Annotated in this window: 15 protein-coding genes; 2 read left to right on the plus strand and 13 right to left on the minus strand. The window is 51.7% G+C overall.

The window, feature by feature from the left end; translation table 11 throughout:
• Positions 1–3: 3 nt before the first annotated feature.
• The 4 genes from LG202_RS09760 to LG202_RS09775 all read right to left on the minus strand — a co-directional run bounded on the left by LG202_RS09760 (position 4) and on the right by LG202_RS09775 (position 5241).
• Positions 4–2952, minus strand: coding sequence for a valine--tRNA ligase (locus LG202_RS09760; protein ID WP_230348257.1), 2949 nt, complete (start codon positions 2950–2952; stop codon positions 4–6).
• Between the two features lie 55 nt (positions 2953–3007).
• Entirely contained in the window at positions 3008–3910 is a 903-nt protein-coding gene (locus LG202_RS09765; RefSeq protein WP_230348258.1) for a hypothetical protein, read from the minus strand.
• A 22-nt stretch (positions 3911–3932) separates the two neighbouring features.
• Complete coding sequence (locus LG202_RS09770) at positions 3933–4499, minus strand: LemA family protein (RefSeq protein ID WP_230348259.1); 567 nt, start codon at positions 4497–4499, stop codon at positions 3933–3935.
• Positions 4500–4605: 106 nt separating this feature from the next.
• A complete protein-coding gene (locus LG202_RS09775; protein ID WP_230348260.1) occupies positions 4606–5241 on the minus strand; it encodes an FxDxF family PEP-CTERM protein in 636 nt (211 codons plus the stop codon).
• Positions 5242–5380: 139 nt separating this feature from the next.
• Here LG202_RS09775 and LG202_RS09780 point away from each other — a divergent pair, with 139 nt between their 5' ends.
• Positions 5381–5833, plus strand: a complete 453-nt coding sequence (locus tag LG202_RS09780; RefSeq protein ID WP_230348261.1) for an NfeD family protein — start codon at positions 5381–5383, stop codon at positions 5831–5833.
• An 18-nt stretch (positions 5834–5851) separates the two neighbouring features.
• Positions 5852–6697 (plus strand): SPFH domain-containing protein, encoded by an 846-nt coding sequence (locus LG202_RS09785; RefSeq protein ID WP_230348262.1) that lies wholly within the window; start codon positions 5852–5854, stop codon positions 6695–6697.
• Positions 6698–6703: 6 nt separating this feature from the next.
• Here the strand turns inward: LG202_RS09785 and LG202_RS09790 are convergent, their stop codons facing one another.
• The 9 genes from LG202_RS09790 to LG202_RS09830 form a co-directional block, all read right to left on the minus strand.
• Positions 6704–7453 carry a HesA/MoeB/ThiF family protein gene (locus LG202_RS09790; RefSeq protein WP_230348263.1) on the minus strand — a complete coding sequence of 250 codons (750 nt, stop codon included), beginning with the start codon at positions 7451–7453 and terminating at the stop codon, positions 6704–6706.
• Positions 7453–7887 carry a type II toxin-antitoxin system VapC family toxin gene (locus LG202_RS09795; RefSeq protein ID WP_230348264.1) on the minus strand — a complete coding sequence of 145 codons (435 nt, stop codon included), beginning with the start codon at positions 7885–7887 and terminating at the stop codon, positions 7453–7455. Before LG202_RS09795 ends, LG202_RS09790 begins: the two co-directional genes overlap by 1 nt.
• 3 nt (positions 7888–7890) lie before the next feature.
• On the minus strand, positions 7891–8130 hold the full coding sequence (locus LG202_RS09800) for a FitA-like ribbon-helix-helix domain-containing protein (RefSeq protein ID WP_230348265.1): 240 nt from the start codon (positions 8128–8130) through the stop codon (positions 7891–7893).
• Positions 8131–8211: 81 nt separating this feature from the next.
• Positions 8212–8868, minus strand: a complete 657-nt coding sequence (locus tag LG202_RS09805; RefSeq protein WP_230348266.1) for a type II secretion system protein — start codon at positions 8866–8868, stop codon at positions 8212–8214.
• On the minus strand, positions 8868–10721 hold the full coding sequence (locus tag LG202_RS09810) for a hypothetical protein (RefSeq protein WP_230348267.1): 1854 nt from the start codon (positions 10719–10721) through the stop codon (positions 8868–8870). Before LG202_RS09810 ends, LG202_RS09805 begins: the two co-directional genes overlap by 1 nt.
• Positions 10722–10729: 8 nt before the next feature.
• Positions 10730–11212 (minus strand): hypothetical protein, encoded by a 483-nt coding sequence (locus LG202_RS09815; RefSeq protein WP_230348268.1) that lies wholly within the window; start codon positions 11210–11212, stop codon positions 10730–10732.
• Complete coding sequence (locus LG202_RS09820) at positions 11209–11823, minus strand: hypothetical protein (protein WP_230348269.1); 615 nt, start codon at positions 11821–11823, stop codon at positions 11209–11211. The genes LG202_RS09815 and LG202_RS09820 overlap by 4 nt, the downstream gene beginning before the upstream one ends.
• Positions 11824–11825: 2 nt before the next feature.
• Entirely contained in the window at positions 11826–13391 is a 1566-nt protein-coding gene (locus tag LG202_RS09825; RefSeq protein WP_230348270.1) for a hypothetical protein, read from the minus strand.
• A gap of 4 nt (positions 13392–13395) precedes the next feature.
• A complete protein-coding gene (locus LG202_RS09830; RefSeq protein WP_230348271.1) occupies positions 13396–14601 on the minus strand; it encodes a type II secretion system F family protein in 1206 nt (401 codons plus the stop codon).
• Positions 14602–14605 lie beyond the last annotated feature (4 nt).

Genomic DNA, 14605 nt, shown 5'->3' on the forward strand with positions numbered 1-14605 from the left:
GGTTTATTTCAGCTTGGCAAGCTGGGCCTGCAATTTGGCAAGCGTATCGCTAAATGCCGCCAACCGGGCTTTTTCCTGCTCAACTACCGCTGCCGGTGCACGCGCCACAAAGCTCTCATTGCCCAGCTTGGCTTGTGCCTTGGTCATCTCGCCATCAATCCGGCTGATTTCCTTGCCTAGGCGCTCCTTCTCGGCAGCTACGTCAATCTCAATCTTGAGCATGAGCTTGAAATCACCCGCGAGTGCCACAGGCGCATCGGCCTCCGGTAACTCCGCGACAATCTCGACCTCGGACAGTTTAGCCAAGGCCTTCAGATGCGGCGCATAGGCAGCAAGCTTTTCCTGATCACCAGCCGCAATCAAGGGAACACGAGTGGCAGGTGATACTCCCATCTCGCCACGCAAACTACGGCAGGCATCCACCGATTCCTTGAGCAAGGCCACCCAGGCTTCGGATTGCTCATCCAGCTTGGCTGGCTGGCTCACCGGATATTGCTCCAGCATGATGCTGGGGCCAGTGCGGCCAGACATCGGGCCTACCGTCTGCCAGATTTCTTCGGTGATAAACGGCATCAATGGGTGCGCCAGGCGCAGGATGGTTTCCAGTACGCGCAGCAAGGTACGGCGCGTGGCGCGCTGTTGAGCCTCGTCGCCATTCTGCAACTGCACTTTGGCCAGCTCCAGATACCAGTCGCAGTATTCATCCCAGACGAACTTGTAGATCGCCTGCGCTACGTTGTCGAAACGGTATTCGGCAAAACCACGCTCAATATCTGCCTCGGTGCGCTGCAAGAGGCTGACGATCCAGCGGTCGGCTGGCGAGAAGTCCAGGTAACCATCAGGCTGCGTCTTGCAATCTTCCAGACCGTTATCCTTGCCCTCGGTGTTCATGAGCACAAAACGGGTAGCGTTCCACAGCTTGTTGCAGAAATTGCGATAGCCTTCGCAACGTTGCAGGTCAAACTTGATATCTCGCCCGGGCGAAGCCAACGAAGCAAAGGTGAAACGCAAGGCATCAGTACCAAATGCAGCAATACCTTCAGGGAACTCCTTGCGCGTGCGCTTCTCGATCTGCTCAGCCTGCTTGGGGTTCATCAGGCCAGTGGTACGCTTCTTCACCAGGTCTTCAATGCCAATACCGTCGATCAGGTCGATCGGGTCGAGCACGTTGCCCTTGGACTTGGACATTTTCTGGCCTTCCGCATCCCGGATCAGGCCATGCACATAAACATCCTTGAACGGAATCCTGCCGGTGATGTGCTTGGTCATCATCACCATGCGCGCTACCCAGAAGAAGATGATGTCAAAACCAGTCACTAATACGGAAGAAGGCAGGAACTGCTGCAACGCCTGGTTGGCCTGATCTTGCGCCTCGTCACCAGTCCAGTCCAATGTAGAAAATGGCCACAAGGCAGCGGAATACCAAGTATCCAACACATCAGAGTCACGTTTCAGGTTGCCACGATAACCATCGTTAGCAGCAAGCTGGATCGCCTCGGTTTCGTTATGCGCAACATAGACCTTGCCATCATCGCTATACCAGGCGGGAATCTGGTGTCCCCACCAGAGTTGGCGCGAAATACACCAATCCTGGATGTTATTCAGCCACTGGTTATAGGTATTCACCCAGTTTTCCGGCACGAAGCGGATTTCGCCATTGGCAACCACTTCCAGCGCTTTTTCCGTGATGCTCTTGCCATCATCGCCCGGCTTGCTCATGGCGACGAACCACTGGTCAGTGAGCATCGGTTCAATCACCACATTGGTACGATCACCGCGCGGCACTTTGAGCTTGTGCTTATCAACCTTGACCAGAAATCCCTGGGCTTCGAGGTCTGCCACAATCTGCTTTCTGGCCTCAAAACGATCTAGACCAATAAACTTCTGTGGAACAATTTTTCCCTCAATTTCATATTGGAAAATTGGATGACCTTCAGGAGCTTTTATAAGATCTGCCGAGGACATATTCCTTGTCAAAAAAGCTGCATCATCTGTATCAAGCATGCCTAGTGGAGCGATTAAACCACTCAACGTCATGATGCTAAATAATGGAAGCTCAGGATGGCGCTGATATACGGCATAGTCGTTGAAATCATGCGCAGGCGTCACCTTGACCGCGCCGGTACCGAATTCGCGATCTACATAGTCATCGGCAATCACCGGGATTTCACGCTCGCAAAGGGGCAGCTTGACCTGCTTGCCGATCAGGTGAGCATAACGTTCATCTTCGGGGTGTACCATCACGGCGACGTCGCCTAGCATGGTTTCGGGACGGGTCGTCGCCACCGTCAGCTCGCCATTGCCATCAGCCAGGGGATAACGGATATGCCAGAGGTGGCCGTCTTCTTCCTCTGAGATCACTTCGAGATCGGACACCGCGGTGTGCAGTTTGGGGTCCCAATTCACCAGGCGCTTACCGCGGTAGATCAGGCCTTCGTTGTAGAGACGCACGAAGGTTTCGGTGACGGTGCGTGACAGACCTTCGTCCATGGTGAAGCGTTCGCGGCTCCAGTCGGGCGAAGTGCCCAGGCGACGCATTTGCTTGGTGATGCTGCCGCCAGAGTATTCCTTCCATTCCCAGACTTTTTCCAGGAACTTGTCACGCCCGAGGTCGTGACGGCTGACGCCTTGCGCATCGAGCTGGCGTTCCACCACGATCTGCGTGGCAATGCCCGCATGGTCGGTACCCGGCTGCCACAGGGTATTGGCGCCACGCATGCGGTGATAGCGCGTCAACGCATCCATGATGGTCTGGTTGAAACCATGGCCCATGTGCAGCGTACCGGTCACGTTCGGTGGCGGCAGCAGGATACAGAAATTGTCTTGTTTGCTGGCATCCAGCCCTGCTGCATAGTAGCCGCGGTCTTCCCAGAATTGGTACCAGCGGCTTTCTATGTTCTTGGGTTCAAAGGATTTATCCAGTGTTTGGCTTGCTGTAGTGTCGGTATTCATAGGGGTGGGATTTTAGCATAGCGCCCTCACCGCCATCACCTGTTACGCTAAAAACCTAGCTGCCGGCCATTAAGCGCAATAACACCAGCAACATCCCGACAAATATCAATCCATGCAGCCAGCACCATCGTTGATAGCGTCGCTTCAAGCCTTGGGGTGACAAGCTGGAAAGCAAAAACAGGCGACCATCTGCAGGGGCGCGCATCACATGCACTCCGGGCGATGCACGCAATACCCTATGCTGTTTTTCCACCTCGCGCACTGCGGCACGACGCGCCAACTCCCACTCCTTGAGATCGATTTCACCATTGCCATCCAGATCAAAGCGCTCCAGCAAACCGGCCTTATCACGCTTCCATTCAGCCAATAGTTCAGCGACATCCTCTTTCTGATTGAGTGGCATATTGGCACCACCCACTGTGCTGAATTCACCCAGCACATAAATAGACCCGGCGAACAGGATATCTTCCACCCGCTTGTAGTCTCCGGCATAGCTTACCCTGCGTTCGGGTCCAATCACCTCGGCATGGTCAGGGTCGACAAAACACTGGCCAGAACCATCACTGATGACAAAGGTTTCGTGGCTGCTACCTTCATGCACCAGCTGCCAATGGCGCCGATCACGGCGCTGGAATACCTGGAAGCGATACCAGACACAACGAACAGCGGAGTAAGGACTGACGATCAAATGTTCAGGATCGGGTACTGCCCTGCCATAAAGCTCCACATATCCTTGCGCAGCAGAAGCAATACGCGAAGTAGGCAGGTCGGCAATCATGCGGCTACGTTTGTTGCTGCCTATCCAGGCAACAAAGCTGATCACCGCCACCAGCAGCACGCACACCATGGATGCCTGGCGGTCATTCAACTGCAATGCAACCAACAGCAATGCCAGATATGCCGCACCACTCAGGCAATCAAGGTAGTAGCTACGCCAACCGCGCCACATCAACCTCATGGGTGAGAAACCAGTCCTGCGACTACGACTTGAAGCGCGCAGCGATATCAACATCCTTGAGTTCACTGCGGGCAAAACGCAGCATTGTCTCGCGGTTGAAACCCAGGGTACGGGCTACCAGCAGGTCAGGAAACTGTGCGATACGCACATTGTGCAGGTTGACACTGTCGTTATAAAACTCGCGTCGGTCAGCGATTGCGTTTTCAAGATTGCTGATGCGCGCCTGCAAATGCAGGAACTGCTCATTGGCTTTCAGCTCAGGGTATGCTTCCGCCAGCGCAAACAATGTCCCCAAGCCGGCACGCAACGCGCCCTCTGCTGCGCCCAGCGCCGCCACATCATGATGCTGGCTGGCCTCCTGCACACGTGAACGTGCCTGTATCACCTGCTGCAAGGTTGCCTGCTCATGCTGCATATATTGCTTGCAGGTATCCACCAACTTGGGCAATTCGTCATGACGCTGCTTGAGCAAGACATCAATATTGGCCCATGCCTTTTCGACATTATTCTTGAGACTTACCAGGCCGTTATAGACCATGATGAAATACACAACGGCCACCACCAGCAATACCAGCAAGAAAATCTGCATATGCCCTCCCTTTTTTGCTGGCAGTGTAATCTGCATCATCTTCCGCAGGCAACGATATCAAACAAAAAGCCGGCAATGCCGGCTTTTTGTTGTGCTGGTTTGATGCCTAGCTAGACATCTTGCGGCGTGCGACAAACCCGACCAGAGACAGACCTAGCAACATCATGCCATAGGCGCTAGGCTCCGGCACTGGTGCCAGGGTTGCGGTAAAGGCCAAATCGCCACCCAGGGATGTATTCCAGGCAGCCCCCGTCAACTGGCTACGATCATTGCCATTATTGAGGTAAACGAAGCTACCGCCGGTATAGGCCGTATCTGGCGCGAAAGCCCATTCATTGGTACTGGTGCTATCACCCTGGATTCCAGAAGTGGTGAAGTACAGTACGTATTGCTGATTTCCCGCCAGGGTGACAGAAGGATAAGCAGTAATTTCGGTATATTCACTGCTGGCAGAAAAACTGAATGGATCAGATTGATAAAGCACTTCACCAACGCGTGAACCCGTCCAGGTGCCCACCTCGATAGTGAATGGCGCCTCTAGCGCGGTCAGGACAAAAGAGAAAGATTGCAACACTTGATCCTGCTCACCAATGGTAATTGTTTGACCATAAGTCGCGGTATCTGGTGTGCCAAATGGAGAGACGGAACCGTCCCATTCATCCATGGTGCTGATGGTAGTAGCGGCATGAACTGCCGGTGTAAATGCTAATGTCAAAAGAAAACCCGCTGTGGGAAATTTCATCACGACCTCCTTGATGTTGAAAAGATAAAGTTCAAGCTTCAACCTCGTGCTCGAAAATTCCCCCCCGCTGCCAGACCGCAAGCAAGACGTAAAGTTCTGGTACGATGACGCACTAAACAATCACCGGGATTCAATCAACATGCTGGAACCGCTATGGATCTGGGCCATACTTGGGTTAGCCCTCATTGCGCTGGAAATGCTGACAGGTACGCTGTACATCCTCTGGTTTGGCATCGCCGCGCTGGGCCTGGCATTACTGACCTCCCTGGCACCATCCCTGGCGGTCGCGTGGCAGTTGTTGATTTTTGCTGTGCTTTCGCTTGGCTCCCTTGCGATCTGGAAGCAGTTCTACCGCCGCGAACACAATGACTCCAACATCGGGCAATCACGCGGTGATGAAATTGGCCGTATCGGGATCATCACTGTCGCTGTCAGCCCTCGACAAAACGGCCAAATCGAGTTTGCCCAAGGCGTGCTGGGCAGTCGCCTGTGGATTGCCATCGCCAATGAAGAAATCGAGGCCGGTAGCGAAGCGGTGATTGTCGCCGTGGAAGGTAACCGACTGCGCGTGAGTAAAAGAACCCAACCATAACAACTCCGAGGAGAGACCATGTTCGAGTTTGCATTTGTATTGATCGCGGCGGCAGCCGTACTGGCCTGGAAAGGCATACGCATCGTACCGCAAGGCGAGGAATGGGTCGTGGAGCGCTTGGGCAAGTTCAACGCTGTACTCACCCCCGGCCTGCATATCATCAACCCTATCTTCAGCAAGGTGACCTATAAAGTCACGACCAAGGACATCATCCTTGATGTCCCTGAACAAGACGTCATCACCAAGGATAATGCCGTCATCCTCGCCAATGCCCTGGCTTTCATCAAAGTTACCAATATCGAGCGTGCGGTCTATGGCATTGAGGATTTCCGCGAAGCCATGCGCAACATGGTGCAGACCAACCTGCGTTCGATTATCGGCGGCATGGATTTGAATGAAGCCCTCACTTCACGCGAGCGCATCAAGACCGAATTGAAAACAGCCATTGCCGACGAAGCCTCTGACTGGGGCCTGACCGTCAAGTCAGTAGAGATTCAAGACATCAAGCCCTCGGCGAATATGCAAAATGCCATGGAGCAGCAAGCCTCTGCCGAGCGTGAGCGCGTTGCCGTGGTGACACGCGCCGAAGGCGACAAGCAATCTCTCATCCTCAATGCCGAGGCCCGCCTGGAAGCTGCAAGAAAAGATGCAGAAGCACAAAAAGTAGCTGCAGAAGCGTCGGCAGAGTCCATCCGCTTGATTGCAGAAGCCGTGCAGCACAACGACACATCCGCCACCTTCCTGCTGGGTGACCGTTATATCCAGGCCTTGCAGCGCATGTCTAACGCCAACAACAGCAAGATTGTGGTGATGCCGGGAGATGTCGTTAGTGCGGTAAAAGCACTGGTGGGTGGCAGCAAGTAAGCTAGATTATTGGTGCTGGCAAACCTGGCAGGTCGGGTCTTTTGCCAGCTTGAGGCTGCGCCATTCCATGGTGATGGTATCTAGTAGCAGCAACCTGCCCTGCAAGCTCCTGCCCAGGCCCAGCAGCAACTTCATCGCCTCTGCTGCCTGGGTAGTGCCTATCATGCCCACCAGCGGGGCAAACACGCCATTCTCTGCACAGCGCAGTCCTTCGTCACCACCAAGATTGGGGAACAGGCAGTGATAGCAAGGGCTATCGTCATGGCGCATATCGAATACCGTCACCTGCCCCTCAAAGCCAATCGCGGCACCTGACACCAACGGTTTGTGCAATTCCACACAGACCTGATTCACGGCATAACGCACCGTAAAGTTGTCTGTGCAATCAATCACCACATCTGCAGCATGCACCAGCTCCCGCAGGCTGGCTTCATCTACACGCTGCTGCATGGCATGGACTGTCACTTCCGGGTTGATGCTGGCAATGGTTTCTGCCGCCGATTGCGCCTTGTTGCGCCCCACGGCAGCTGTAGTATGAATGATTTGTCGTTGCAGGTTGGTAAGGTCCACCTCGTCAAAATCGCAGATCGTGAGTTTGCCCACACCACCCGCAGCGAGATAAAGCGCCACAGGTGAGCCCAAACCACCCGCGCCTATCACCAGGGCATGACTGTTGACGAGCTGCTCCTGCCCTTCATAACTGATTTGCGGCAGGAGGATGTGGCGGCTGTAGCGAAGTAATTGGTTGTCGTTCATCAAGCAGGCTGCCAAGGATTAATCAGTGTCAGATTTTTAATATTGGCAAAATCTTTGGTATTGCGCGTGACCAGCGCGCAGTTATTGCACAGTGCAATCGCAGCAATCTGAGCATCTTCCGTGCTGATGGGCATACCTCCAGCCTGACGTGCAGCAACCAGCAACGCATATTCTTGCGCAGCTCGATGATCAAAAGGCATGCAATTGCTACTGAAATCTTCATCAAACATATTCATGACAGCCTGTGCCAACACTTCCCGTCGCTTTCCCAACGGCAGTAAAGCGACGCCCAACAACATTTCAGCCTGTGTAATGCTGCTGGTATACAGCTGCGCCTGTGGCTTGTCGGCAAACCAAGCCAACACTTGCGCATCTGGCTTGGCACGAATCAACTCAGACAATACATTGGTATCCAGCATAAAACCACGTTGCATCACTTAATCTTCCAGTGCAATCTGGCGCACGGTTTGTCGCGCGGGAATCTCCAACTCACCCTCAAGCCCAGCAAACCGTTGTCGAATCTTCTGCGCAAAACCCAACTCCGTGCCAGGCTCACTTACCGCACGCCGCAAGATTTCGCGGGCCTCCTGCTCCATGGACCACCCATGCTCAGCTGCCTGCAAGCGTAACTTGGTTTTTAAAGCATCGTCCAGATTTCTGATGGTCAAACTTGCCATGTAGCACCTCAAAAAATGATTGCAATGCAATCATTTTAATCACCCTTCATGTACTAAGCAAATTCTTCAGGAACTCAGGGACTATGGCAATCGACCAGTAGCAATAAGCTTATTGAGTAATATAGGGCGAGAAAGCCAAATCAACATGTCATCATAATTGTTAGAGAAATCACTAACTTGGTACACATTGTCGACCACTGCATTGTGCCCATCTGCCATTAGATTTTTACCAGCAGAAAATACAATAGCCAACGGCCTTTCTGGCGCGCTGCTAGACAAGAGGCTATTACCATTAGCATCCTGCAAATCTAGATCATCAATAAATAAGAATTGAGTTGTTGGGGCAGCCAACATCTTAGTACTAAAACTGGTCGAATTGGTAAACCCTTGATCTACCCGATAATGCCATCTTCCGCGCCATGCATCGGTAGCATCAACACTGAGAGTACGCCAAGGTAAGAACCCCTCCTTCCCTTGATTGCTTGAACAATCTTCTATTCCCCCGTTAGTTAACTCCACATCAGCAGACATAGCAGGAGCAGGGCAAGGTAATCGGCCATTTAGAACGACAAACCCAATGATGGCCTCATTAATCGTTTTCAACGCACTACGATTAGCCTCAATATAATGAATATCCCGTTGAGCTCCGATTGGGATAAGCAAAGCACTTATGACGAAACCTACTATCACCAGCACCATCGCCATTTCGACTAAGGTAAACCCTTGATAGCGGCTCATCACCACACTACCTGGTCATTAAACGTAGAGGTTAGCGGCCATTGTTGATCAAATATCAAAGCTTCTGAGACATTATTCACACTGTCAAAATAATCTTGCAAATTAGCACTATTCCTCTGTTGGGCTGGATTGCTGGAATTAAACTGCTCGCCTGACTTCAAAAGCGTCTGATTAAGCGCCACACCTGCACTCATTACAACCAGTGGTAAATTATCCGCCTTGGTCTGGCCATGCATGACAACTTGCAAACACCCTTCAGAACAAGAACGACTAGCATTTGGTTGATAAGCAGGTGCTAGTGCAGCATAAATGTATTGATACCACTGATTATCTCTATACCAATCAGGCAGAATAGGATACTGAATTTGAGTAGCCAGCATTGACTCCTCACTAATTGGTGCTACAGAGTCTAAACGTGCCTTGCCAACAAGATTGATACCATCATAGTCTTTGATTGTCAGTACTTCTTTTAAAGTGCCATATTTTGTTAAGAAAATACGCCGCGCATGTGTAGTTGAATCTAGTACAAAATAACTTTGTTGCTTTTTCATACTAGGTATATTTATTTTTACTATTCGCTTGGTTACCCCACTAGGCAACCCGGTATCTAATGTATCCTCACATTTATAATTAGGATTATTTGAATTCACAGTAGTGACATCAATCGTTGTGCACTTCCCCTTATCTTCAAAGTAATTAAGATATGTCAACATTTCTTCTAATGTCATTCCACTCAGAGTTCCGGAATGTTCTTTCAACTCTGGTTCTTTTACAATTAAGCGTAAGCGATACAATTGATTAGGATTGCAATTTTTTTGTGTACTACTAGCCTCACAAATAACGAATGGGACCAATCCTTTAGAACTATACTCACCATCGACCCAAGCAAAATTTGTAAGTAACTCTGGATTCTTGAAAGGTAACAACCATGGCCTATAAGACACTCCATAAATGCGCGGGTAATCCAGTGCCTTCTTGACCTCCTGAGCTACCCGCTTTTCCAGCATAGGCACAAGTTGATCTATCGTCACATAGAGCAATCTGTCATTCGCTACATTTATCTGCTCTTGCCCAGGAATAATGTAATCATTATCCATATCTGCATTGCTATAGCTCCCTGGCACACAAGGTTTGATGCAGTCGTCAGACACCACTAGCTTATCAAGATAATTTGTCACATCAGTTGCAGGTGCAACTGCCCGATACTGATTGTTTAAAGGTTGACCTGGCAGCATCACGATAAATGCCACTCGATCACTCAAAACATTGCCCCGCTGGTCACGCACAGTGAGCCATGGATGAGCGAGGCTGCCCCCTGATGGATTACAAACATATCCTTGATATTGCATCCTCAAGATCCCGGGATTAACCATCATGCATGTACCATCCACCAAGTTAGCGGACACAGCATACCAAGGCATCTCCCCGATACTATCCTGCTGACTCGTACTAGCCGTCATCATGGCAAGGCGGCGCCAAGGCAAACGTCCCAGGCAGCGCATATTCTGGCCGGAGGAAATCAGTGGCAAACCATTGGCTTTGCTAGCATCCATACATCCACCATCCGGCTCTCCGTCATAAACAGGAGGTGTTTCCGCAAGATAATCAGGTATTGGCATCCCACCAGGCCATTCCCCATTCCCGATACGACCTAATGTATAAGCAAAGATAGCTTCGCGAGCATTATTTAGTGCATCGTCAAATTTTTCAGCTTGGCGAGCCTTAATTGACAAATTATCAAGCGATCCGAGTAAATAGGTAAGCATTGCGATACCTATGATAGAGACCAACAATAGCAGAGCAACGCCTCGCTGGTGACGACAAGGGAAATAGTGATTGTCAAACGGCATCACGCCACCACCTAGCGAATCACGCCTTGCTCAGCCGCGCTGGTGGGTACGTCAGGCGTCGTATGCACATTGCGCTCAATGATCTGCCCGGTTTCCGGGTTGAATACTTGCCCTGCCTTGAGGCGCACATGCTGCCCATTTTCATGCACAGTCAGCGGTACGCCTTGTTGATTCACTGTGCCTACCTGCACTTGGCCATTGTTGCTGCCTTCCTGCACTGGCTGGTGATTGATCCAGACTGTGCCCTTGCCACCATCACTCCTCTTTACATAGCCTTGCACACTAAGATCTGGTGTGGGTAATGGCACCGTAGCTGGCATGTGAGCTGGAGCCTCAGGTTGGGAGACTTGCTCCAGCAATTGCCCACGTTGGCTCTGGCGTAATTTCTCCAGGTTGCTTCGCTCAAGCGGAGTAGTGAACAAACGTCCGAATGGCTCTGCTGCCATGCTGGCATGTGTCAAAAATAACAGGGCAATCAAGAGCACTCGCATCATGGCGTAGCTCCTATTGTAGATTCGTGTAAAGTCAGCCAATCAATATCGCAGGACATGGTCGCAACTGGCGTTAATGTCGTCGTTGCCGCCATGGCGTTACGGGTGATAGTGCAATCCCGCACGAGGAAAGGTGTGCTCTGTTGATGCTTGAGGCCATCTAGCAGCGCAAGCATATCGCCCTCATGCAGCAAGGGCAGCTCCAGCTTCATGATGGAGCGGTACAAGGTGAAAGGTGCGGTATTGCCAATAAAGCTTGGTTGATAAGTCGCTTGTGCCCCGATACTGTACTTGATACCAAACAAGCGCTCGGACTGATGGATATTACGCAGTGCATCTACCCACTCAATGCGGCGCTCCTCGCCAATAAAACCTTGGTGTATCAGGCGTTGGTACACAGGTAGGTAGCGCATGATGTTATCCCGCTCCTGGTCTGACGATAATAAGCGCGAACGCGCCTGCATCAATTGGTTTTGCTGCTGTTGCAGCCGCTGCCCAACCTCCTCACGATAAATCTGCGCATAGGTCACAATGCCGATCGCAAATACCATGGCAACCAGCAATGCCAACAAGGGCAATGCCAGCCGGTGCCAATCTTGTCGACTCAGCTTCATGATCATGGCCTGACCTCGGGTTTCAACACCAGCTTGAGCTTGAACACGGCTTTTTCATTTTGGGCAGTGCGCTCATCTGATGTGCTGCCCTGCAAACTGGAGTAAGAGCTCACATTCACAGGCTGCTGCACCACACTTACTTCCTGTATGGCAACATTCGATTTCAGTGTTTCGGCAAAATGATTGACCATGTCCAACGCGGCGCGATAATCACCATTGAAGCCGCGAATTTCGCCGCTCATAAACCCAATCTGGTACAACACTGCACCCACATTAGCAGGGGTTGTCGACGTAGCAGTATTCGCGTTGTCTTCATCCTTGATACCAATATCGTCACTCATCACCCAACGCAAACGGTTTAATTGGATGTTGCTCATCTGGTCCATCACTTGACTCAATACCAGCAGCATCCTGGCAGGGCTGGCCTCCTGCCTGATGATGGCATCGTGCACATTAGCCGCCACTGACAAATCCATGCCCTGGATAGGTGTCGCGGGGAAGTTATTGGCAATCTCGTTATAGCGCTGCTCCTGTTGACGCGTTTCAATGGCGCGCTCATGTAACTGTTGCACCTCATCAAGCGATTGCGCCAGGTATAGCAAAGTGATGAGCAATCCCAGCACTGCCACGATCAATGCCGACAGCACCAAGCCCTTGCGCAGGAGCTCCATCCGGTATGTCTTGACCAGTGGCTCTGGCGCGAGGTTGTCTGGTCGATGCCCGCGGGCCAGCATCTGCATATGCACCAGCTCAGGCCACTGTCGCACCAGCTCCAGCGGCAATCCCTGATTTTTCGCCAGTTGTACCAGATGAATTGGCTCACATTGCAGGCCCTGTTCCTGCTGGATATTGCGACTGATCTGCTCTGCATCTTGCGCAGGGGTAAGCACCACCACCCTGAGGGCAGTATCACGCGCAATTAGGCGCTGGCTTAATAGGTACAACCTGGCCTTGTCTGTTTCCACCAAGTGGAAATATGAGATTTTCTGATAAGCCTCGGGGGGTATCTGCACCAAGCGGCTAATCCGTAATCGCCCTTGGTGCAGATAGCTTTGGCGCAGCCCTGATGAAAGTTGCTCGCTAAGCAAAATATCATTGGCCTTGAACTTGAGCTTGCTCAACAAAAGCTGGCTGACCATAGGCAAGCTATACACACCGGCAAGCGGCACTTGCTGCGCCACCAGCGCATCCAGCCAAGGTTGCAGGCTGTCGGTGTTGTTCAGTGCCACAAAGAGGAAGCGATCATCACGGCGCTTGTCACGCTCACGGTTAAGAAACTGTGCCGCCTTGAGGGTGGTATTCCGATAGACCTGGTTGAGTTTGCGCTGCAACAACTCCTTGCGTGAGCGTCCTGAAGTATGGGGCAAGACTTCCAAGTGGAAATCTTCTTCCAGCGCATCCACCATGAGATAAGTCGGGATGTAATGATGCTGCATCAGGAATTCGGTGAACTCTAGATGCCCTTGCGGCTGGTTATCGAATATCTCTATCCCGCGCAAACGACCAAAACGCCATCGGCCAGCAATCAGCCGGTCATGCGTTGCACAAAGAATGAGACGTTCGAACATAGGGCTATAATTTGAGTTGGCTAAAGGAATCGTACACCGGACCAAGCACCGAAAACATGATCAGGGCAAGGATGGCACCTAGTATCACGGTCAATGCGGGCTCTATCATCTTGAGCAATTTTTCCACCGATTCGTTGACATCCCGATCATAGAAATAACTGACATTGAGCAAGGCCTTATCCAGCCCGCCTGTGCTTTCCCCCACGCGTATCATGCGCACTACCAGCGGTGGAAACAGCCCAACATTACGAAAACTGTCGCTCATGCTCTCCCCCGCATTAATCTGTTGCAACGCCCGATTCAATGCCTCCGCTACTACGAGGTTATCCACCACTTCTTCGCAACTGCGTATGCCATCCAGCACAGGGATGCCCGTTTGGTACATCAACGCAAAATAACGCGAGAAGCGCGCCAGGATGATTTTACTAAGGATATTGCCTGTCACCGGTAAATTCAGCTTGGCCTGATCATACCGATAGCGCACTTCCTGACTACGATGGATGGCGATGCTGAGCAGGATCACTGTTAGCATCGGCAGGCCGAGCATCAACCACCAATAATCCACGACAGCATTCGACACCGCAATCAGAATACGCGTCTGCAATGGCAGAGCCTGGCCCATATTGCCGAGAAAAGACACCATCTGCGGCACCAGATAGGCCATGAGGAATATCACTGCAGCGACAACCACAACCAACACAAACATGGGATAGGCGAGCAATTTGCGAGTTTGCGCAATCAGCTCATCCTGCCACTTTAAGGTATCGGCAAGATGGCGAAAAATTTCCGGCAAGCGCCCGGTTTGCTCGCCAGCCTTGATCAGGCTAACGAATACACGGTTAAAAACGTAAGGGTGCTCGGCCAATGCCTGCGACAACATCTTGCCGCCCTCCACCGATGACACCAAGGAGCCGATAATCTTCTGGAAATGCAGATTGGTAGTACTGTCCCGCAAGTCCACCAGCCCTTCGAGCAATGGCACACCCGCTGTTGTGAGTTGCTCCAACTGAAAGCAGAAAATCACTAAATCCTGCAAACTGACCTTACGGCGACTCAACACCGAGGGTCTCAGGCTGGAAGGCCGGAAGGTGATCAAGTCCAGGCCCACGCGCTTGAGGCGCAACTCCAGGTCAATCTCGTTCAAGGCATCAATCTGGCCATGTGCCGCCTTGCCTGTTTGGTCGACCGCTTTGTAAGTGAACGAGGGCATGTTT

This window comes from Methylobacillus methanolivorans (assembly GCF_054588515.1).

Bases quoted from the DNA above. Each gene is read 5' to 3' on its own strand.
- LG202_RS09760 (WP_230348257.1), bottom strand. From the start codon at position 2,952: ATGAATACCGACACTACAGCAAGCCAAACACTGGATAAATCCTTTGAA.
- LG202_RS09765 (WP_230348258.1), bottom strand. From the start codon at position 3,910: ATGAGGTTGATGTGGCGCGGTTGGCGTAGCTACTACCTTGATTGCCTG.
- LG202_RS09770 (WP_230348259.1), bottom strand. From the start codon at position 4,499: ATGCAGATTTTCTTGCTGGTATTGCTGGTGGTGGCCGTTGTGTATTTC.
- LG202_RS09775 (WP_230348260.1), bottom strand. From the start codon at position 5,241: ATGAAATTTCCCACAGCGGGTTTTCTTTTGACATTAGCATTTACACCG.
- LG202_RS09780 (WP_230348261.1), top strand. From the start codon at position 5,381: ATGCTGGAACCGCTATGGATCTGGGCCATACTTGGGTTAGCCCTCATT.
- LG202_RS09785 (WP_230348262.1), top strand. From the start codon at position 5,852: ATGTTCGAGTTTGCATTTGTATTGATCGCGGCGGCAGCCGTACTGGCC.
- LG202_RS09790 (WP_230348263.1), bottom strand. From the start codon at position 7,453: ATGAACGACAACCAATTACTTCGCTACAGCCGCCACATCCTCCTGCCG.
- LG202_RS09795 (WP_230348264.1), bottom strand. From the start codon at position 7,887: ATGCAACGTGGTTTTATGCTGGATACCAATGTATTGTCTGAGTTGATT.
- LG202_RS09800 (WP_230348265.1), bottom strand. From the start codon at position 8,130: ATGGCAAGTTTGACCATCAGAAATCTGGACGATGCTTTAAAAACCAAG.
- LG202_RS09805 (WP_230348266.1), bottom strand. From the start codon at position 8,868: ATGAGCCGCTATCAAGGGTTTACCTTAGTCGAAATGGCGATGGTGCTG.
- LG202_RS09815 (WP_230348268.1), bottom strand. From the start codon at position 11,212: ATGATGCGAGTGCTCTTGATTGCCCTGTTATTTTTGACACATGCCAGC.
- LG202_RS09820 (WP_230348269.1), bottom strand. From the start codon at position 11,823: ATGAAGCTGAGTCGACAAGATTGGCACCGGCTGGCATTGCCCTTGTTG.
- LG202_RS09825 (WP_230348270.1), bottom strand. From the start codon at position 13,391: ATGTTCGAACGTCTCATTCTTTGTGCAACGCATGACCGGCTGATTGCT.
- LG202_RS09830 (WP_230348271.1), bottom strand. From the start codon at position 14,601: ATGCCCTCGTTCACTTACAAAGCGGTCGACCAAACAGGCAAGGCGGCA.